19 protein-coding genes are annotated in these 20,578 nt (G+C 55.4%); 15 read left to right on the top strand and 4 right to left on the bottom strand.

The genetic code is table 11. From position 1 onward, the window contains the following. Nucleotides 1–41: 41 nt before the first annotated feature. Nucleotides 42–758: a hemerythrin domain-containing protein gene (locus ACZ5FM_RS09435; RefSeq protein ID WP_250981735.1), complete on the bottom strand. Its 717-nt coding sequence runs from the start codon at nt 756–758 to the stop codon at nt 42–44. Nucleotides 759–828: 70 nt separating this feature from the next. On the opposite strand from ACZ5FM_RS09435, the gene ccoN reads away from it, so the two are divergent. From ccoN to ccoP, 4 genes are read left to right on the top strand one after another with little or no spacing between them, the layout of a single operon-like run. Next, nucleotides 829–2,451, top strand: coding sequence for a cytochrome-c oxidase, cbb3-type subunit I (ccoN, locus tag ACZ5FM_RS09430; RefSeq protein ID WP_464038535.1), 1,623 nt, complete (start codon nt 829–831; stop codon nt 2,449–2,451). 11 nt (nt 2,452–2,462) lie between these two features. Further along, the gene (ccoO, locus tag ACZ5FM_RS09425) at nt 2,463–3,194 is read left to right on the top strand and encodes a cytochrome-c oxidase, cbb3-type subunit II (RefSeq protein WP_192488702.1); all 732 of its coding nucleotides are present in this window, start codon (nt 2,463–2,465) and stop codon (nt 3,192–3,194) included. Between the two features lie 11 nt (nt 3,195–3,205). After that, on the top strand, nt 3,206–3,358 hold the full coding sequence (locus ACZ5FM_RS09420) for a cbb3-type cytochrome c oxidase subunit 3 (protein WP_250981733.1): 153 nt from the start codon (nt 3,206–3,208) through the stop codon (nt 3,356–3,358). 3 nt (nt 3,359–3,361) lie between these two features. After that, nucleotides 3,362–4,225 (top strand): cytochrome-c oxidase, cbb3-type subunit III, encoded by an 864-nt coding sequence (gene ccoP, locus ACZ5FM_RS09415; RefSeq protein WP_250981732.1) that lies wholly within the window; start codon nt 3,362–3,364, stop codon nt 4,223–4,225. Nucleotides 4,226–4,271: 46 nt separating this feature from the next. Here the strand turns inward: ccoP and ACZ5FM_RS09410 are convergent, their stop codons facing one another. Both ACZ5FM_RS09410 and ACZ5FM_RS09405 read right to left on the bottom strand, forming a co-directional pair. Beyond that, complete coding sequence (locus tag ACZ5FM_RS09410; RefSeq protein ID WP_250981731.1) at nt 4,272–4,622, bottom strand: VOC family protein; 351 nt, start codon at nt 4,620–4,622, stop codon at nt 4,272–4,274. Nucleotides 4,623–4,635: 13 nt separating this feature from the next. Further along, nucleotides 4,636–5,040, bottom strand: a complete 405-nt coding sequence (locus ACZ5FM_RS09405; protein ID WP_464038534.1) for an SRPBCC family protein — start codon at nt 5,038–5,040, stop codon at nt 4,636–4,638. 130 nt (nt 5,041–5,170) lie between these two features. Between ACZ5FM_RS09405 and ccoG the strand changes: the two genes are divergently transcribed. The 5 genes from ccoG to gndA all read left to right on the top strand — a co-directional run bounded on the left by ccoG (nt 5,171) and on the right by gndA (nt 11,290). Continuing rightward, the gene (gene ccoG / locus ACZ5FM_RS09400) at nt 5,171–6,757 is read left to right on the top strand and encodes a cytochrome c oxidase accessory protein CcoG (protein WP_464038533.1); all 1,587 of its coding nucleotides are present in this window, start codon (nt 5,171–5,173) and stop codon (nt 6,755–6,757) included. Beyond that, nucleotides 6,754–7,254, top strand: a complete 501-nt coding sequence (locus tag ACZ5FM_RS09395; protein ID WP_464038532.1) for a FixH family protein — start codon at nt 6,754–6,756, stop codon at nt 7,252–7,254. Before ccoG ends, ACZ5FM_RS09395 begins: the two co-directional genes overlap by 4 nt. Then, complete coding sequence (locus ACZ5FM_RS09390; protein WP_464038531.1) at nt 7,251–9,572, top strand: cation-translocating P-type ATPase; 2,322 nt, start codon at nt 7,251–7,253, stop codon at nt 9,570–9,572. The genes ACZ5FM_RS09395 and ACZ5FM_RS09390 overlap by 4 nt, the downstream gene beginning before the upstream one ends. Beyond that, a complete protein-coding gene (ccoS, locus tag ACZ5FM_RS09385; protein ID WP_192488710.1) occupies nt 9,569–9,724 on the top strand; it encodes a cbb3-type cytochrome oxidase assembly protein CcoS in 156 nt (51 codons plus the stop codon). The genes ACZ5FM_RS09390 and ccoS overlap by 4 nt, the downstream gene beginning before the upstream one ends. 135 nt (nt 9,725–9,859) lie before the next feature. Then, nucleotides 9,860–11,290, top strand: a complete 1,431-nt coding sequence (gene gndA / locus ACZ5FM_RS09380) for an NADP-dependent phosphogluconate dehydrogenase (RefSeq protein WP_192488711.1) — start codon at nt 9,860–9,862, stop codon at nt 11,288–11,290. Nucleotides 11,291–11,420: 130 nt separating this feature from the next. On the opposite strand, the gene ACZ5FM_RS09375 is transcribed toward gndA, so the two are convergent. After that, the gene (locus tag ACZ5FM_RS09375; protein WP_464038530.1) at nt 11,421–12,467 is read right to left on the bottom strand and encodes a LacI family transcriptional regulator; all 1,047 of its coding nucleotides are present in this window, start codon (nt 12,465–12,467) and stop codon (nt 11,421–11,423) included. A 528-nt stretch (nt 12,468–12,995) separates the two neighbouring features. On the opposite strand from ACZ5FM_RS09375, the gene ACZ5FM_RS09370 reads away from it, so the two are divergent. The 6 genes from ACZ5FM_RS09370 (at nt 12,996) to eno (ending at nt 20,496) form a co-directional block, all read left to right on the top strand. Next, entirely contained in the window at nt 12,996–15,446 is a 2,451-nt protein-coding gene (locus ACZ5FM_RS09370) for a beta-mannosidase (protein WP_464038529.1), read from the top strand. Nucleotides 15,447–15,600: 154 nt separating this feature from the next. Then, the gene (gene mgrA / locus ACZ5FM_RS09365; protein ID WP_192488714.1) at nt 15,601–16,635 is read left to right on the top strand and encodes an L-glyceraldehyde 3-phosphate reductase; all 1,035 of its coding nucleotides are present in this window, start codon (nt 15,601–15,603) and stop codon (nt 16,633–16,635) included. Between the two features lie 167 nt (nt 16,636–16,802). Beyond that, complete coding sequence (locus ACZ5FM_RS09360; protein ID WP_192488715.1) at nt 16,803–17,150, top strand: RcnB family protein; 348 nt, start codon at nt 16,803–16,805, stop codon at nt 17,148–17,150. 188 nt (nt 17,151–17,338) lie between these two features. Beyond that, the gene (locus tag ACZ5FM_RS09355; RefSeq protein WP_464038528.1) at nt 17,339–18,229 is read left to right on the top strand and encodes a VOC family protein; all 891 of its coding nucleotides are present in this window, start codon (nt 17,339–17,341) and stop codon (nt 18,227–18,229) included. After that, on the top strand, nt 18,229–19,077 hold the full coding sequence (gene kdsA / locus ACZ5FM_RS09350; RefSeq protein WP_250981720.1) for a 3-deoxy-8-phosphooctulonate synthase: 849 nt from the start codon (nt 18,229–18,231) through the stop codon (nt 19,075–19,077). The genes ACZ5FM_RS09355 and kdsA overlap by 1 nt, the downstream gene beginning before the upstream one ends. A 144-nt stretch (nt 19,078–19,221) precedes the next feature. Beyond that, nucleotides 19,222–20,496, top strand: a complete 1,275-nt coding sequence (gene eno / locus ACZ5FM_RS09345) for a phosphopyruvate hydratase (RefSeq protein ID WP_250981719.1) — start codon at nt 19,222–19,224, stop codon at nt 20,494–20,496. The last annotated feature ends 82 nt before the right edge of the window (nt 20,497–20,578 follow it).

The following is a 20,578-nucleotide window of genomic DNA, read 5'->3' as shown; positions in this document are numbered from 1 at the left end:
CGGGTTCCTCATATTTTGAATCGGGTACTTAAGTTTTTGATTCAATGCGTCTGCTCGTTTTCCAGCTCTTCGAGAAGGCAGTCGCTTTCAAAGGCTATATGTCGACGCGTTGCTTCAAAAAAACCACGCAGCATGTAGCCGACTGCCTCCATGTTGACCGGATTGCCTGAGCCGACCTTCAGCAGGGCATCGGTCAGTTCTTCGGCAAAACATTCATCCTCGAAATGCTCAAAGCGCAGACGTTCCAGCGTCTCAGAACGAGCCCGCTGACCGGTGCGATGTTCTATCCAGGGAAACAGCACAGTTTCCTCATAATGGTGAGCGCCGCGGATGACGGGTCCAAGCGCCTTGGCGGCATAGATGCATTTTTGCCGGTTGACGTTGGAGGGCAGGGAATCTGCGATCTCTTCCAGCTCCCGGCACAGTGCCAGTTGTTCCGTATGCGCCCGGCGCAGCCAGTCCAGTTTGGGGAAATCCTTTTCCGCCCGCGATAACGGGGTGATGGTTTCCTGTTCAGGTCGCCCTGAAAGATTGCCTTTCTGTGCCATGGTCATGACCTCGTTCTTGCCCTTCAAGCGCAAGACTGGCTGCGCTGCCACGCCTGTCGTGCGGCATGATGTCCCGAAGGACGCATCCAGTTGCGAAAATGCCGCTATTTCCAGTTCGTTTCTATTTCTCCCACAGTCTGCCGCGTCTGCCTTGATTTGGATCAAGGTAAGTTTTGCCCGCGAATGGCACTTCTCCAAACGACGCGACATGCCGCACGACTCTGCACAGGGCAGATGTCTGGCCGCGTCGGATCAGCCAGGACGTTGGGGGAAACCAACAATGAACTACACTTTGGAATTCGTGATAGTGGCTCTGGGAGCCTTTATTGCGTTGCTAGGGGCGGCATTCGCCCATGATAATCAGTTTGCATCCCACATGTGGGTGCTGTTTTTCGTGCTGCTCATCGGCGCGGTCGTGTTGCTGCGACGCACATCCTTTGCGCCGATCGATGCCGCCGCCAAGCAGCGTCAGCAGTCGGAGTATTTCGATGAAGTCATCAAATACGGTGTCATTGCCACCGTGTTCTGGGGCGTTGTCGGTTTCCTCGTCGGTCTGATCGTTGCGCTTCAGCTGGCATTTCCCGACCTCAATATTGAGCCATGGTTCAATTTCGGTCGTGTACGCCCGCTGCACACCTCGGCGGTCATTTTTGCCTTTGGTGGTAACGCGCTTATCGCGACGTCTTTCCATGTGGTTCAGCGCACATCGCGTGCACGCCTGTTTGGCGGTAACCTCGGCTGGTTCGTTTTCTGGGGCTACAACCTGTTTATCGTCATGGCCGCCACCGGCTACCTTCTCGGCATTACGCAGGGCAAGGAATATGCCGAGCCGGAATGGTACGTCGATATCTGGCTGACAATTGTCTGGGTCTGTTATCTCATTGCGTTTCTGGGCACGATCCTGAAGCGCAAGGAACCCCACATTTACGTGGCCAACTGGTTCTACCTTGGCTTCATTGTCACCATTGCCATGTTGCATATCGTCAACAATCTGGCGGTGCCGGTCTCGTTCCTCGGCGTGAAGAGCTACTCGGCCTTCTCGGGCGTGCAGGATGCTTTGACACAGTGGTGGTACGGCCATAACGCCGTGGGCTTCTTCCTGACCGCCGGCTTCCTGGGCATGATGTATTATTACATTCCCAAGCAGGTTAACCGTCCGGTCTATTCCTACCGCCTGTCGATCATCCACTTCTGGGCCCTGATCTTCATGTATATCTGGGCTGGCCCGCACCACCTGCACTATACGGCGCTGCCGGACTGGGCGCAGACACTGGGCATGGTGTTCTCGGTCATGCTGTGGATGCCTTCGTGGGGTGGCATGATCAACGGTCTGATGACGCTTTCGGGCGCATGGGACAAGATCCGTACCGACCCGGTCGTTCGCATGATGGTTATGGCGGTTGCCTTCTACGGCATGGCAACATTTGAAGGTCCTGTCATGTCGATCAAGGCCGTCAACTCGCTCAGCCACTATACCGACTGGACCATTGGCCACGTTCACTCCGGCGCGCTTGGCTGGAACGGCATGATCACCTTCGGCGCCCTCTATTACATGGTGCCAAAGCTGTGGAACCGCGATCGTCTGTATAGCCTGCAACTGGTCAACTGGCACTTCTGGCTGGCCACACTGGGTATCGTTGTCTACGCGGCCGCCATGTGGGTTGCCGGTATCCAGCAGGCTCTGATGTGGCGCGAATATGATGCGCAGGGCTTCCTGGTTTACTCGTTCGCAGAATCTGTAGCAGCCATGTTCCCGTACTACGTGCTGCGTGCCGGTGGCGGTCTGCTGTTCCTCAGCGGTGCAATCATCATGGCCTACAACATTACCAGAACCATTCTTGGCCATCAGCGCCAAGAGGGTGTTCGCCAGGATGCCGCGCCTGCGCTGCAACCGGCTGAGTAAGGAGTTTGACGATGTCTATTCTTGATAAACACGGCGTCATCGAGCGTAATGCAACATTGCTTCTGGTGGGATCGCTCGTTGTGGTCTCCATCGGCGGTATCGTTGAAATCGCACCGCTTTTCTACCTCGAAAACACCATTGAAAAGGTGGAGGGCATGCGGCCTTACTCGCCGCTCGAGCTGGCCGGACGCAACATCTACATTCGTGAAGGGTGCTACACCTGCCACAGCCAGATGATCCGTCCGTTCCGCGACGAGGTTGAGCGTTACGGTCACTACAGCCTTGCCGCTGAATCGATGTATGACCATCCGTTCCAATGGGGTTCCAAGCGCACCGGGCCAGATCTCGCCCGCGTCGGTGACCGTTATTCGAACGAATGGCATGTGCAGCATCTGGTCGAGCCACGCTCTGTCGTGCCGGAATCGGTTATGCCCAGCTATTCCTTCCTGAAGGAAACACCGCTCAAGATCACCGACGTTTCAATGGAGCTCAAGGCCAACCGTGCCGTGGGCGTTCCATACAGTGACGAGATGATCGAAAACGCCGCTGCCGATCTTGCCGCACAGGCAGATCCCAATGCGGATACTTCAGGTATCGAAGCGCGCTATCCCAAGGCAAAGCTCGGTGACTTCGACGGCGACCCAGCCAAGTTGACGGAAATGGATGCTCTGGTTGCCTATCTGCAAATGCTCGGCACGCTGGTCGATTTTTCGACCTACGACGATGCCGCTGGCTACCGCTAAGGAGAGATGACGTGGAAACCTACACAGCCATGCGTCACTTCGCGGACAGTTGGGGCTTGCTGGCCATGACACTGTTCTTTCTTGCGGTCGTCCTCTTCACATTGCGTCCCGGTGGCGGAAAGCAGGCCAAGGACGCAGCCAATATTCCTCTCAAGGAGGACTAGGATATGTCGGAAAAACACATTGACGAAATTAGTGGCGTGGAAACCACCGGTCACGAATGGGATGGTATTCGTGAGTTGAACAACCCCATGCCACGCTGGTGGGTATGGTGCTTTTACCTGACGATCATCTGGGCAATCGGTTACACGATTGCCTATCCGGCATGGCCTTTGTTGACCGAAAACACCAAGGGTCTGCTTGGCTGGAGCAGTCGTGCTGACTTTGCCGGCGAAATGGTGGAAGCCAAGACGGCACAGAGCGTCTACCTCGACAAGATTGCCGCATCGTCGCTGGCCGACATTCAGGCCGACAATGAGCTGTTGCAGTTTGCCGTTGCCGGTGGTTCTGCCGCCTTCAAGGTCAACTGCATCCAGTGCCATGGTTCAGGTGCTTCGGGTGGTGCAGGCTTCCCCAACCTCAACGATGACGACTGGTTGTGGGGCGGCAGCGCTGACGACATCTACACAACGATTACCCATGGTATTCGTTTTGCCGATGATGACGATACACGCCTGTCGGAAATGCCAGCCTATGCCGACATGCTGCAATCACAGGAAATCAAGCAGGTTGCAGCTTATGTCGTCAGCCTGACCGGCACGCCGCGTGATGCCAGCATGGTTGAACCGGGCAAGCAGATCTTTGCCGACAACTGTGCTTCGTGTCACGGCGAAGATGCCAAGGGCAACCGCGAGTTTGGCGCGCCAAACCTTGCCGATGCCATCTGGCTGAAGGTTGAAGGCGAAGACGGCATAGCCGCACAGGTCCGCGCACCAAAGCATGGCGTTATGCCTGCCTGGGGCGAGCGCCTTGGCGATGCCACCGTCAAGCAGCTGGCACTTTTCGTGCACTCGTTGGGTGGTGGTGAATAACCACCCGACCTGACAATGACAAAAGGGCCGCTTTCGCGGCCCTTTTTTAGTTCGCGGTCCAGACGGCCAGTTCGTAACCGTCCAAATCCCTAAAATGGAAACGGCGACCGCCGGGAAATTCAAAAATATACTCAACAATGGTGCCGCCAGCTTTTTTGACAGCTTCCAACGTTGGTTCCAGATTATCGGCGTAGAGAATGACCAGTGCGCCACCTTCTGCCTTGACTGGTGCCGTTGTGGTAAAACCGCCCGTCATGTTGCCATCGGAAAACTCGCAATATTGCGGGCCGTAATCCTTGAACTGCCAGCCGAATACGGTGCCATAAAAGGCCTTGGACGCTTCGATGTCACTGACGTTGAATTCGACGTAATTGATGGTGTTGTTTTTACCGGCCACGGCAGGTCTCCAATCAGGTTGTTTCCAGAATTTTTTTTAGCGTTATCAGATCCTTGTAGACGAGATCCGCATCATTTTTAAAGTCGTCATCACTCATGCCCGGCAGCTGCAGGACGGTAAAGGCTATTTCGCAGCCGTCGCCGTTTGGCGTGACCCTGAGGGCATTATAGACTTCCAGGCCATCTGGCATGGTGACGACATGGTCGATAACGCCGAGGTCATTTGGTTTTGCGAATCGCACCGTGACATCACCGAGCGGCCCCGAAGCGATCCAATCGTCACCCTGCGGCGTAAGGCCGCTGGCTAGGCCCGCGGCCCATAACGGCATTTTTGAATGATCGGACGCGAACGCATAAACGGCCGTCCATGGGCGATTAATCGTCAAATGCACGATCTTTGCGGTCATACTATCGGTCATTGCGGTCTCCGTACTGCGGGGCGACGTTCAAACCTGCCACATGCGCCACTTTGTCCATGCTTGACTTAAGTCAAGGATGAAACGGCTACGAAATGAGAAAAGGCAAATACAGAAATCTGGATATTGCCCCATGAACCTCTACAACGCCGAGCAGGATAGCAGTCGGCCCGCGAATGTCGAACAGCTTGACGCTTTACCTGTCAATTCCGCCAAAATTCGTCAGCCACTGTATGAAGCCCGCAAGAAGATCTTTCCGAAGCGGGTTGAGGGGCAATTTCGCCGTTTCAAATGGATCGTGATGCTGATCACGCTCGGCATCTATTATCTGACGCCATGGATCCGCTGGGACCGTGGTGCCTATGCACCGGATCAGGCTGTTCTGATCGATATTGCCAACCGCCGGTTCTATTTCTTCTTTATCGAAATATGGCCGCAAGAATTCTTTTATGTTGCCGGCCTGCTGGTCATGGCCGGTTTCGGGCTGTTCCTCATCACGTCGGCCGTTGGCCGTGCATGGTGCGGTTATACCTGTCCCCAGACCGTCTGGGTCGACCTCTTTCTGGTGGTCGAGCGGGCGGTCGAAGGTGACAGAAATGCCCGCATGAAGCTGGATGCGGCGCCGTGGAGCTTCGACAAGATCCGCAAGCGCCTGCTCAAACATTCGATCTGGCTTGTCATCGGTGTTGCGACCGGTGGTGCCTGGATTTTCTATTTTGCCGATGCACCAACACTTGCCATGGAGTTCATGACGGGCCAAGCCGCCATGGTAGCTTATTCGACCGTCGCTACGCTGACTGCAACTACCTATATTTTCGGTGGTCTGATGCGCGAGCAGGTCTGCACCTACATGTGCCCGTGGCCACGTATTCAGGCTGCAATGCTCGACGAACATTCACTTGTGGTGACCTATAATGACTGGCGCGGCGAACCACGTTCACGCCATTCAAAAAAGCTGATTGCCGCCGGGGAACCGGTGGGAGATTGCGTGGACTGCAATGCCTGCGTTGCCGTCTGTCCCATGGGCATCGATATCAGGGACGGGCAGCAGCTGGAATGCATCACCTGCGCGCTGTGCATCGATGCCTGTGACGGCGTCATGGACAAGATTGGCAAGCCTCGCGGGCTGATCGCCTATGCCACACTCAGTGAATATGAAGCCAATATGGAGCTGGCAACCGGCAACAGCACACATCCGATCCGCCCATCCAATATTCGGGATCAGGATGGCAAGTTCGTGGATGCCATCAGGCACTTCAACTGGCGTATCATCTTCCGTCTGCGGACCCTTCTTTACATGGGCATCTGGTCGGCTGTCGGCCTGGCCATGCTGTTTGCGCTGGCGACCCGTGATCGCCTGTCGGTCAACGTGCTGCATGACAGAAACCCGCAATATGTGCTGGAATCGGATGGCTCGATCCGTAACGGCTACACGGTACGTCTGTTGAACATGGTGCCGCAGCCACGCCAGATCACGCTGTCGATCGAAGGCGTGCCGGAAGCGGTCATGAAGATCAATGGTGTGCAGGATGCGCCATCGCGCTCGTTTACAGTGATGGTCGAGCCGGACGAAGTCACGACGCTGAAAGTGTTTGTGACGCTGCCGGGCAAGGCAATCACCTCGACCTCAGAAGATTTCGATTTCATTGCGATCGACAATGAAATTCACGAAACTGCCCATTACAAGGCCGTCTTTATTGCTCCGGGAGCTAAGAAATGAGTGCTGAACAACAAAAACAACAGGGTTTCGTTTTTACCGGCTGGCATATGCTTGCAGTCATGGTTCTGTTTTTCGGAACCATCATCTCGGTCAACATCACCATGGCCTGGAATGCAGTGACCAGCTGGAGCGGGCTGGTGGTGCCCAATACCTATGTGGCAAGCCAGCAGTTCAACGGCAAGGCAGCGGCTGCCAAGGCGCGTGCTGCCTCCGGTATCATCGGCAAGCTTGAGGTCAAGAACGATATTGCCCGCTACGAGATTTCGCATCCTGAACGCGGCGCCATCGATACCGATAGCGTGACCTTGCATTTCCGCCGTCCGGTTGGTGAAAAACAGAATTTCGACATGGCACTGCAAAAGGCCGAAACCGGCGTATTCTCGGGCCAGCATGACATTCCCGGTGGTCACTGGATCGTTGAGGCGATTGCCATGAAAGATGGCAAGGTCATCGTACATGAGGGTACACGCATTGCTGTAACGGGAGACGTGCAATGAGCTGCTGTGCACCGGGTACAGAAAGCGCGCTGGAGCAGGCCGGTTTCAACCGCACTCTGCCTTCATCGGAAGAGTTGTTCCTGGCAAGCCGGGACCTGGGGCAGGGGCTGCGCCAGACCGATCTCGGCGTTCCCGGTGTTTATTGCGGTGCCTGCATCACGACCGTCGAAGGCGCTTTGAAAAAGTTGGCCGAGGTTGAGAAGGCACGCGTCAACCTGTCTTCAAAGCGTGTTTCCATCGTCTGGAAGGAAGAAATTGACGGCGTGAAGACCGATCCGGTCATTCTTGCGCAGGCGGTGGCCTCGACCGGATATGAAACGCATCTGTTCACATCGTTGCAGGACAGTTCTGATGAGTTGCGCAACCAGTTGATCCGTGCGGTTGGCCTTTGCGGTTTCGCCGCCGTCAACATCATGCTGTTGTCGATTTCGGTTTGGTCGGGTGCCGATGCCTCAACCCGCGACATGTTCCACTGGATTTCGGGGCTGATTGCTGCGCCGGCGCTGATCTATGGCGGCCGTTTTTTCTACCAGTCGGCCTATAATGCCTTGAAACATGGCCGTACCAATATGGACGTGCCGATTGCTTTGGCCATCACGCTTTCCTATTCGGTGTCGGTCTGGGAAACCATTCACAGCGGCCCACACGCCTGGTTTGACGCTACGGTGTCGCTATTGTTCTTCCTGCTGATTGGCCGCACGCTGGATCACGTCATGCGGGACCGGGCGCGTTCGGCCGTTGCCGGGCTTGCACGCCTGTCACCGCGTGGTGCCACGGTGCTGATGGACGACGGTTCGCGGGAATATCTTCCAGTGACCGATATCGTGCCCGGCCATCACATTGCCATTGCCGCGGGCGACCGGGTGCCGGTTGACGGCCGTATCCTCAGCGGCACCAGCGATCTCGACGTGTCTATCGTCAATGGCGAAAGCGCCCCTTTGACAGTCCGTCAGGGCGACGCGGTGCAGGCCGGTACACTTAATCTGACCGGTGCACTGGTAATCGAGGCAACCGCGCTGGCAAGGGATTCGTTCCTGTCGGAAATCATCGGCCTGATGGAAGCTGCCGAAGGTGGCCGGGCGCGTTATCGCCGTCTGGCTGACCGGGCTGCCCAATATTATTCACCGGTCGTGCATTTGCTGGCGCTGACGGCCTTTATCGGCTGGGGCGTGTTTGGTGGCGACTGGAAACAGGCCATGCTGATTGCCATTGCCGTCCTGATCATCACATGCCCTTGTGCGCTTGGTCTTGCCGTACCTGTCGTGCAGGTGGTTGCGGCTGGTCGGCTGTTCAAGCACGGCATCATGGTCAAGGATGGTTCGGCGATGGAGCGCCTTGCCGAAGCGGATGCGGTTTTGTTCGACAAAACCGGTACGCTGACACTTGGTCGGCCACAGCTGGTCAATGCCAGTGAGATTACACCTTCGCTGATGAAGACCGCCGCCGGCATTGCCGTCAATTCGCGGCACCCGCTGTCGCAGGCTTTGGCCCGTTCGGTGGATGGCCCATTGCCGGTGTTTGCCGGCGGTCGTGAAATTCCCGGTGCCGGTGTTGAGGTGGAAACCCCTGATGGTCTTTATCGTCTCGGCAGCAGGCGTTTTGCGCTGCCTGACACGGCAGGTGATTCGAACAGTGACTTTGCCTCGTCTGAAGTGGTGCTGTCGCTTAATGGCCGTGAACTGGCGCAGTTCCGCTTTGAAGATACGGTTCGTCCTGGCGCGGCGGAAGCCATTTCGAGACTGCTTGGCGACCACATGAAAAGCGAAATCGTCTCAGGCGATCGTCCGGCAGCGGTTGAGACACTGGCGCGGCGGATCGGCGTCACGCAGTGGAATGCCGGACTTGCTCCAGCCGAGAAAGCCGCCCGCTGCACCGAGCTTGCCGAACAGGGCCGGAAGGTGCTGATGGTGGGCGATGGCATCAACGATGCCCCGGCACTTGCCGCAGCCCATGTGTCGATTGCGCCGGCAACGGCGGCGGATATTGGCCGTCAGGCCGCAGACTTCGTGTTTATGCAGGACAATCTGAGTGCGGTGCCGTTTGCGGTCGAGGCATCACGCAAGGCCGGACGGCTGATCCGCGAGAACTTTGCACTGGCCATCGGCTACAACATCATTGCCGTGCCAATTGCGCTTGCCGGTTACGCCACGCCGATGATTGCCGCCATTGCCATGTCGACCTCGTCGATTATCGTGGTAGCCAACGCATTACGTCTTAACAGCCTTGCAAATACTGCACAGGCCGATATTGCCAGCAGCAATCGCAATATCAAAACGGACGATGCTAACGGCGTGGAAAAAGGAGCGCGTTTCGCATGAACATGCTTTCGTTTCTTATTCCAGTTGCCTTGTTTCTCGGCGGTTTGGGACTTTTTGCTTTTCTCTGGTCGCTGAAAAGCGGCCAGTATGAAGACATGGATGGGGCCGGCTGGCGGGCGCTGGATGACGGAGACGACCACCCTGCGAAGTAAACTTTGCCTGCCTTATTTGAAGGCAAAGATGATTTTCGTCATCAAAATATAATCGTTTCGTTCATGTCCAGCCTTGCCGTTTTCCATTTACAGTGCCACAACATGCGCCATTGAACGAAAGATGGAGGCACATCCGTGGAACAGGCAGAAATCGGTTTGATCGGTCTCGGTGTCATGGGCTCTAACCTTGCCCTGAACATTGCAGAAAAGGGCAACAAGATTGCCGTATTCAACCGCACCCCGGAGGCAACACGAAAATTTTACGCTGAAGCCGGTGAATTGCAGGGCCAGATCATTCCTTGCGAAACAATCGAGGAATTCGTCGCTGCTATTCGTCCGCCGCGTCCGATCATCATCATGATCAAGGCCGGTGACCCGGTTGACCAGCAGATGGAAATCCTGAAGCCGCATCTGGCCAATGGCGACATTATGATCGATGCCGGTAACGCCAATTTCCGCGATACGATTCGCCGCTTCGACACCCTGAAAGACACAGACCTGACCTTTATCGGCATGGGCGTGTCCGGTGGTGAAGAAGGTGCACGTCATGGTCCTTCGATCATGGTTGGTGGCACGGAAGACAGCTGGAAGCGCGTTGAGAAGGTTCTGACCTCGATCTCCGCCAAGTACAATGATGATCCGTGCGTTGCATGGCTCGGCAATGATGGCGCAGGCCACTTCGTCAAGACCATACACAATGGCATTGAATATGCCGACATGCAGATGATTGCCGAAATCTACGGCATCCTGCGCGACGGCCTCAAGATGAGTGCAGCTGAAATCGCTGACGTGTTCGCGACCTGGAACAAGGGCCGCCTGAACTCCTACCTCATCGAAATCACTGAAAAAGTGCTGCGCGCAGCAGACCCGATCACCGGCACGCCGATGGTAGACCTTATCCTCGATAAGGCTGGCCAGAAGGGTACTGGCAAGTGGTCGGTTATCGAAGCGCAGAACATGGGTGTTGCTGCAACGGCTATCGAAGCTGCTGTTGCTGCGCGTATCCTGTCTTCGCAGAAGGACGAGCGCGTTGCAGCAGAGAAGATTTTCGGCCTGCCGGACGTTCTGCCAGCACCTGCTGACAAAAAGGCGTTTATTGCTGATCTGGAAAGCGCGCTTCTGGCCGCCAAGATCGGTGCTTACGCGCAGGGCTTTGCCATCATGTCTGCGGCGTCCAAGGAGTTCAACTGGAACCTGCCAATGCCAACCATCGCCCGTATCTGGCGCGCAGGTTGCATCATTCGTTCGCAGTTCCTTGATGAAATCACATCGGCCTTCACCAAGGATCCGGATGTTGCAAACCTCATCGTGACACCTGCCTTCGCGCAGATGGTCAAGGACACCGACAAGTCGCTGCGTTCGGTTGTTTCCTACGCCACCCTGTCGGGTCTGCCGGTTCCGGCACTGGCATCGGCGCTTGGTTACTTCGACGCTTACCGTCGTGGCCGTGGCAGCGCAAACCTTATCCAGGCACAGCGCGACTTCTTCGGCGCACATGGCTTTGAGCGCACCGACGGCGTGGATAAGCCACACGGCCCATGGGGCAGCGGTGCTGACATATTCTAATATGATTTCTCCTGGGGCGATCATCGCTTCCGGGAGAATGACCTGTTGGAAAATTGAGTTTAGATAGAAAAATGGCTCGCTTGTCGGGCCATTTTTATTGCGATTTTGGAGATGTTGAACTGTCGCGGTTTCAGTCTGGGAAAGCGCGCGACCAAACCGGCTTGCTGAGACTTTGCAGCTGGGCCGGTGGATTGCCGGCAATGCTGGCCAGAACCGCTTTGGCAAGCTCGCGGCCCGCCTCACGCACATCTTCATTGATGGTGTAGATTTCCGGGCGGATCCAGTTCAGGAACTCGGCGGACTGTTTTGAAATCATGTCGAAGTCGACACCGAGCTTTTTGCCGGCTGCTTCAAAACCGGCGATCAGAGCGATGGTGGAGCTGCCGCTGATCGAGATGAAACCATCTGGCGGGGTGGCTGAGCGCATCAGCTGTTCGCCGTGGTTGCGGGTTTCCTCAAGATTGGTTTCGATGGTCACATGATCCAGTGGTACTTCGCTGATGCCGAAGTCCTTGATTGCCCGGTCAAATCCAGCCCGTGCATGATCGTGGAAGGACAGTTTCTTTGGTGGCAACAGGATGGAGATGCGTTTGCGACCCTTTTCGACCAGCTTCTTGACGGCTTCGTAAGCGAAAGCCTCGTTGTCGAAATCGTGGTAGGGGTGGACGATATTCATGTCCGTTCTGCCGTGGGTGGAAAAGGGCATCTTGCGGTCGGTCAGCAAGCGCACGCGCTCATCCTTCGGCTCGATACGCGAAATGATCACGCCATCGGCAGAGCCGGTGTCAAGAATGTAGCGGATCGGTCCCATCGGGTCCTTGCTGTGGGAATGCGGCATGACCACAAGATGATATTGTGTTCCGGCCAGCACTTCGGAAATGCCGAACACCATCTGGCTGGTGAAGCCCATCAGCTCTTCTTCGATGCTCAGCACCAGAGCGATAACGTTGGTTTTGCCGGTTCTAAGGCGAACGCCCGCGCGGTTTGGCTGGTAGCCGATCTGATCGGCAATAAGACGGACACGTTCCTTGGTATCGGCGCCAATATCCGGCGCATCTTTCAGCGCTCGCGACACCGTGGTTATACCCAGCCCGGTCATCTGGGCGATGGTTTTGAGAGTGGGTCTCTCATTTGGCGCCAGTGTGATAGCTGCCGGTGGTGTCACGCTTTCGTTCATTTGGAATCAGTGGCCGTAGAGGTATTGAATGAGAGTGAAAGCCATGAAGCCGGTTCCAGTAGAGAACGCGGAGCAAGGCGCGACGTATTTCCATGCCTGTCATCACGCACTGCCGAACCTCATTTCAGGAGTATGGCATTCGAGCAAACCGAAAATCATCCGATTTTCCGGTCCGCGACGCTAAGTAAAACAGGTTTGTTTGTTCCCGAAAAATTCGGCTTTGCCGAAGCCGCCCATATTTCGCAGGGCCAGTTGCAAATACTGTATAATATTTTTTTCAATTTGAAAATATATACAGCCGCCTAACCGATGTGATCGTCCGCCGTTGCTGTTGATTTGCAACACATATTCGCCGGTAGATGCGGTGGCTGGCAGAACCCGTCCTTGCTGTTTGCATTTTTATCTGTAACGTTTCCGCCCGGTTGGCCAACGATGAGGAGGACGTCGTAGGATGGCTTCGATGTCCATATCTGTCGTTAGTCACCTGGCACCGGGCCATCCGTTGATGATTCTAGTACAGGACTTCCCATGACTTCGCACGAATCCGCAAACATGATCGATCTTTCCGGCGAGTGGTCTCTGACCTCCGCTGATGGCGCCCACAAGACGATCATGAGCTTGCCGGGAGACGTCCATTCTGCACTGCTTGCGGCCGATCTCATTCCTGACCCGTATCGTGGCCGCAACGAAAATGACGTGCAATGGGTGGCGCAGCAGGACTGGATTGTGGAGCATCGTTTTACCATCAATGAGGTGGATGCAGCCTGGTATCTGGATATCGATAATCTCGATACGGTGGCCGTGGTGTTTTTGAATGATGCGCCGGTGCTGAGTGCCGACAATTGTTTCCGCCGGTATCGGCCGGATGTCTCAAAGGCGCTGCAGCAGGGTGAAAATGTCATTCGTATTCATTTCCATTCCAGCATCCGGGCGGGTGAGGAACGACAGGCCAAACAGCCGTTTTACGTGCCGTATCACACGGGAAATTCGCCGATTGCCAACGGCAACATGCTGCGCAAACCGCAATCGCATTTCGGCTGGGACTGGAACCTCGCCATTGCACCTTTGGGCTGCTACGGCACGATCGCGCTGAAAAAGCTGGACAGCGCGCGTGTCGAACATGTCGTGACGCACCAGTTGCATGTCGATAGCGGCGTTGAGTTGCATGTGGCGGTAACATTGTTTGCGGCAGAACCGGTTATCGTGCCGCTGCATCTGTCACTGGGTGATGACAGGTTGCGTCTGGATATTGGCGTTTCAGCCGGCGAGACCGTGGTGCGGCATGTGTTCCATGTCGAAAACCCCAAGCTGTGGTGGCCAGCGGGCAGTGGAGAACAGGCGCTTTACGAGTTGAAGGTTGAACTGCCCGACGAGACTATTGTCAGGCAAATTGGTTTGCGCACAGTGGAATTGCTGACCGACAAGGATGACGCGGGCAGCCGGTTTGCCTTCCGCATCAATGGCCGTGAGATTTTCTGCCGAGGCGCCAACTGGATACCGGCCGACGCGTTGTTTTCGCTGACGTCGCAGGACAAGACAGAAGATTTGTTGTGCTCGGCCGTTGAGGCCAACATGAACATGATCCGTGTCTGGGGCGGCGGATTTTACGAGGCGGACTGGTTCTATGATCTGTGCGACCGGCTTGGACTTATGGTGTGGCAGGACTTCATGTTCTCCTGCAACCTTTACCCATGCACCGACGATTTCCTCGAAAATGTCGACAAGGAAGTCGATTATCAGGTGCGCCGCCTGTCATCCCATCCCTCCATTGTTTTGTGGTGTGGCGACAATGAGCTGGTCGGCGCGCTGACATGGTTCAAGGAGCCGCTGGAAAACCGCGACCGGTATCTGGTGGCCTATGACCGTCTGAACCGCACTATCGAGACCGCCTTGAAGAAAGCTGCGCCAGAGGCAATCTGGTGGCCATCCAGCCCGGCATCGGGATATCTCGATTATGGCGATGCATGGCATGCCGATGGTTCGGGCGACATGCATTACTGGTCGGTATGGCACGAGAACAAATCCTTCGACAATTACCGGTCGATCCGTCCGCGCTTCTGCTCGGAATTCGGTTTCCAGTCCTATACCTCGATGAATGTCATCCGCAGTTACGCCGATGAAAAGGACATGAATATTTCGTCGCCGGTCATTGAGCATCACCAGAAGAATGTCGGTGGCAATGAGCGGATTGCCGGCACAATGTTCCGTTACTTCCGTTTCCCTGGGAGTTTCGACAACTTCGTTTATCTCAGCCAAGTGCAGCAGGCGCTTGCCATCAAGACCGCCGTTGAATTCTGGCGTTCGCTGAAACCTCACTGCATGGGGACATTGTACTGGCAGCTGAATGACACATGGCCGGTCGCCTCATGGTCGAGCCTTGATTATGGTGGTAGCTGGAAGGCGCTGCACTATCTGGCCCGACGGTTTTTCCAGCCTGTATCGGTGGCTGCCATTCCTGGAGATGATGGCCAGACACTTGCGTTCTCGATGGTCAATGACACCACGGAGAATGTTGCTATCGACATGAATGTCTATGTTATGGGACTGGATGGCGAACGCATTCCACTGCGCTCTGCCAATGGTGAATGCGGCACTAATGCTGCCGCGACACTGCTTGAGGTGAAACTGTCCGATATTCCGGCCGATGCCATTCTGGTCTGGGACTTTATTGCCTCCAACGGCATGACGGGCGAGGGACATCATGTGCCTGATACTTACAAGATGCTGGATTTCAGACCGGCCGGGCTGGAAATTGAAACGGCGACACTGGCCAGTGGTCAGGTGGAAATCAGCGTGAGGGCCAGTGGTCTTGCGTTGTTCGTGATGCTGGAAAGCGATGTACCGGGCCGTTATTCGGACAATGTGTTTGATCTCTCCGCCGGCGAAGTGCGCAAGATCATCTTCACGCCAACCCGGAAAAGCGATGATAATTCCACCCCGCAGTTCCGCATTTATGATCTCTATTCCAGCTACGTGTGAAAGCAATTTTTCGCCACAGGTTGAAATGAAAACGGCCTGTGACTAGTCTGCACTTGGTGAACCGGTGCCCGTTTGTATCGGTTCATTTTCATGACGCCCCCCGACCATTTTCTTGACAGGGGGCGATTACCGAACATTAGAGGAGGAGAGGCGCATGGCCTGGCAACCGGCTGAAAACCGTTATGCAACCATGAAATACAATCATTGCGGCAAGACCGGATTGAAATTACCGGCCATTTCGCTCGGCCTGTGGCATAATTTCGGTAACGATACCCCACATTCGACCAAGCAGGATATCTGCCGCACGGCGTTTGATCTAGGCATTACCCATTTCGACCTGGCCAACAATTACGGCCCGCCTCCCGGCAGCGCCGAAACGGCATTTGGTGAAATCCTGAAAGCAGATTTTGCCGGTTACCGTGATGAGCTCATTATCTCGTCCAAGGCCGGTTACAACATGTGGCCGGGTCCTTACGGCGAATGGGGCAGCCGCAAATATCTTATTTCGTCCTGCGACCAGAGCCTGAAGCGCATGGGTCTCGATTATGTGGATATTTTCTATTCCCACCGTTTTGACCCGGATACCCCGCTTGAGGAAACCTGTGGTGCGCTTGATCATATCGTGCGATCCGGCCGTGCGCTCTATGTCGGCATCTCGTCCTACAATTCCAAGCGCACCCGTGAAGCTGCCGCCATCCTGAAGGATCTCGGCACGCCATGCATCATTCACCAGCCGAGCTATTCTATGCTCAACCGCTGGATTGAAGAGGATGGTCTGGTCGATACGCTGGAAGAGCTCGGCATTGGCTCCATCGTGTTCTCGCCGCTGGCGCAGGGCATGCTGACCACCAAATATCTCGGTGGCATTCCAGACAGCAGCCGTGCAGCACAGGGCAAGTCGTTGAACCCGAAGTTCCTCAATGACAAGAATGTCGAGAATATCCGTGCGCTCAATTCGCTGGCTGAAAAGCGTGGCCAGACACTGGCGCAAATGGCCATTGCCTGGGTGCTGCGCAACGGCCGCATCACCTCGGCACTGATTGGCGCCAGCAAACCGGAACAGGTTATCGATTGCGTCAAGGCGCTCGACAAACCGGATTTCACGGCGGAAGAACTGGCGTTCATCGACAGCCACGCCAAGGAAGCAGATATCAACCTTTGGGCCAAATCTGCTGAGTTGAAGAAGTAAGTCATGGATAGGCCCGGGCCTTGAAATCCGGGCGTTTTCACATCAATCAATGCTTGAGGAATGGTTCTCAAGTGTTAATAACCATTACTAAAATGTAATTTAAAATTCAGTTTTCATTCATCCTTGGGGTCTTAGGTTCGAACCATCGAAACGCTGAGGAAACCCCAATGAAAAAACTTTTTGCAACGCTTCTTGCTGCTACCGTTCTGGCCGCGCCTTTGGCTGCCGAGGCACAGAGCCGTTACGACAATGGCCCCCGTCATGACCGTGGCCGCAATGAGCGCGTTGTCATTGAACGGCACGTCGAAAAGAAGGTCATCGTCAAGAAGCGCAACTGGAAGCGTGGCGAGCGGCTCTCGTCTGCACAGCGCAACCATTACATCGACCAGCGCGAATACCGCCGTTACAAGTTGCGCGAGCCAAAGAGAAACGAGCGTTGGGTACGGGTTGATAACCAGTTCCTTTTGGTCAACGCATTGACCGGTCTGATCGTTGGTCTGTCGGCTGCACGCTGATTGGTCCGCACAAATCCGACAGTTTTGGATCCCCGATGCGCCTGCGTCGGGGATTTTGTTATTCCTGCATTGCACAAATAACCGAAACGCGATGATATGCGCGCAGCACGTGTTCATACAAATGTCGCCAATGGGTATTCTATCTTGGCAGTTAATTGATCTCTCCCTTTATAAATTTAGGAGATGCCGTGTTTTCTGCTGATTCTGCGATTACGCAGTCCGTCGACCATCTGGTGTTGCCGGTTTCCGGCCTGGAGTCGACGCGCGACCGTTTGGTGTCGCTTGGTTTTACCGTTGCTGCGGATGCCCGACATCCGTTCGGCACCGAAAATGCCTGTGTGTTTTTCTCTGATGGTACCTATCTTGAGCCGCTGGCGATCGGCGACAAGGCGGTCTACAAATCCTCTATTGATGCGACCAACAGTTTTACCCGGCGCGACCAGCTGTTTCGCGCCGCCCGTGGTGCAGAAGGTTTCAGCGCCATTGTTGCCAAGACCTCCGATGCGGTTAGTGACCACGCCCGGTTTGAGGCGCGCCACATGTCGGCTGGCAGCATGCTGCAATTTTCACGACCGATGAAAAAGCCTGACGGTACGACAGGTGAGGGACGTTTCTTGTTGTCTTTTGCCGCTGAGGCGCGCATGCGGGCATTTTTCCTGTTTTCCTGCCAGCGGCTGGTCGCCTTGCCGGTCGATCGTTCCGCCCTTGAAAAACATGCCAATGGCGTGGGCGGCATTGGTACGATCATGCTGTCTGCCAAACGGCCAGCAGATTACGCGGAGTTGATTACGGCGGTTTTTGGCAAACCTCCACTGCTGCTTGCTGACGGCGTGACGTTTGAAACGCGCAATGCTCGTATCACCATTCTCACGACCGAGGCAGCGCAGGCACTGCCGGGAATGGAGGATGTTGTCATTCCCGATGAATTATACGGTGCCGGTATCGTCTACACAGTTGCCGATCTTACCGTGACAGAGACGCTTCTTGCTGCTAATGGCGTGGCATCTACACGTACGGGCGGCCGCATAACGGTAGCGCCTGCTTCTGGACAAGGCGCATTTTTTGCGTTCGAGGAGTAATGTCTGTCATGAAAAATAATCTGGACGTGGTTGCTGGTGAAGGTGCGGGACAGGTGGTGTTTTGTAACACCAAACAATTCTCGCTGATCGCCGGTCCGTGCCAAATGGAAAGCCGCGATCATGCCTTCATGATTGCCGGCACTTTGAAAGAACTGTGTGCCAAGCTCGGTCTCGGTCTTGTCTACAAGTCGTCCTTCGACAAGGCCAACCGCACATCGCTGTCTGGCAAGCGCGGCATCGGTCTTGATAAGGCACTCGACGTGTTTGCCGACTTGAAAAAAGAATTCGGCTTTCCTGTTTTGACCGATATCCACACCGAAGAACAATGCGCCATCGTGGCACCTGTTGTCGATGTGCTGCAGATACCTGCCTTCCTCAGCCGCCAGACGGACCTGCTGGTGGCAGCCGCCAAGACCGGCCGTGTCGTCAACGTTAAAAAGGGCCAGTTCCTGGCGCCTTGGGACATGAAGAATGTTCTGTCCAAGCTGAATGAAAGCGGCAACCCCAATGTGATGTTGTGTGAACGCGGTGCGTCGTTCGGTTACAACACGCTGGTGTCAGACATGCGCTCGCTGCCAATCATGGCATCGCTTGGCGCACCTGTTATCTTTGATGCGACTCACTCCGTGCAGCAGCCGGGCGGGCAGGGTGGCTCCACCGGTGGCCAGCGTGAATTCGTGGAAACACTGGCGCGTGCGGCGATTGCCGTTGGTGTTGCCGGCGTGTTCATTGAAACCCATGAAGACCCAGATAATGCGCCGTCCGACGGCCCGAACATGGTGCATCTGAAGGATATGCCACGTCTGCTGGAAAAGCTTCTGGCCTTCGATGCTATCGCAAAGGCCTGATATGCCCAGCTTTTGCTGCACTTTAACTTAAAATTGAGCTTAATTGCGTGGCGGCGTCCCTCAACGGGATTGCCGTCATTGTAATTTCTTGCCCATCCGCTAAGACAGGCTCAGAACGACTGTTCCATTCCCAAGGGAGAGACCATGACCGCTATTACCGATATCATTGCACGTGAAATTCTCGACAGCCGTGGTAACCCGACCGTTGAGGTCGATGTTTACCTCGAAGACGGCTCCATGGGCCGCGCTGCTGTTCCGTCGGGCGCCTCGACAGGTGCACACGAAGCTGTAGAACTGCGTGATGGCGGCAAGCGTTACCTGGGCAAGGGTGTTGAAAAGGCTGTTGATGCAGTCAATGGCGAAATCTTTGATGCTATTGGCGGTTTCGACGCCGAAAACCAGATCCAGATCGACCAGATGATGATCGCTCTCGATGGCACACCGAACAAGTCGCGCCTCGGCGCCAACGCTATTCTCGGCGTTTCGCTGGCGATTGCAAAGGCTGCTGCCGAATCGTCCGGCCTGCCGCTGTACCGTTACGTTGGCGGCCCGAACGCCCATGTTCTGCCGGTTCCAATGATGAACATCATCAATGGCGGCGCACATGCCGACAACCCGATCGACTTCCAGGAATTCATGATTCTGCCAGTTGGCGCCGACAACATTCGTGATTCTGTCCGTATGGGCGCAGAAATCTTCCACGTTCTGAAAAAGGAACTGGCAGCGCAGGGCCACAACACCAACGTTGGTGACGAAGGCGGTTTCGCACCGGGCCTCAAGAGCGCGCCTGAAGCTCTCGATTTCATCATGAAGTCGGTTGAAAAGGCTGGCTATACGCCGGGCGACGACGTTTTCCTTGGTCTTGACTGCGCATCGACCGAATTCTTCAAGAACGGCAAATACGAGATGGAAGGCGAAGGCCGCACGCTCGAGCCGGAAGCCATGGCTGATTACCTTGCCGAACTGGCTGCCAAGTACCCAATCATTTCGATCGAAGATGGCATGGCCGAAGACGACTGGGATGGCTGGAAGTACCTGACCGACAAGATCGGCTCCAAGGTTCAGCTGGTTGGCGACGATCTGTTCGTGACCAACTCTGCGCGTCTGCGTGACGGTATCAAGATGGGCGTTGCCAACTCGATCCTCGTCAAGGTCAACCAGATCGGTTCGCTGTCCGAGACGCTCGACGCTGTCGAGACTGCACACAAGGCCGGTTACACGGCTGTGATGTCTCACCGCTCCGGTGAAACCGAAGATTCGACCATTGCCGATCTCGCAGTTGCCACCAACTGCGGTCAGATCAAGACCGGTTCGCTGTCGCGCTCCGACCGTCTTGCCAAGTACAACCAGTTGATCCGCATTGAAGAAATGCTTGGTCCACAGGCGACCTACGCAGGTCGTTCGATCCTGCGCGGTTAATATCTGCGTCTGGTGACATGATTTTTAAAAAGCCCGTGCCTTCTGGTGCGGGCTTTTTTGTTCCCGTCTGGCTTGAAAATAT

Source organism: Agrobacterium sp. 5Ca50, from assembly GCF_055381905.1.
The sequence above is the reverse complement of the archived record's forward strand: the minus strand, read 5'-3'. Positions and strand labels throughout refer to the sequence as shown.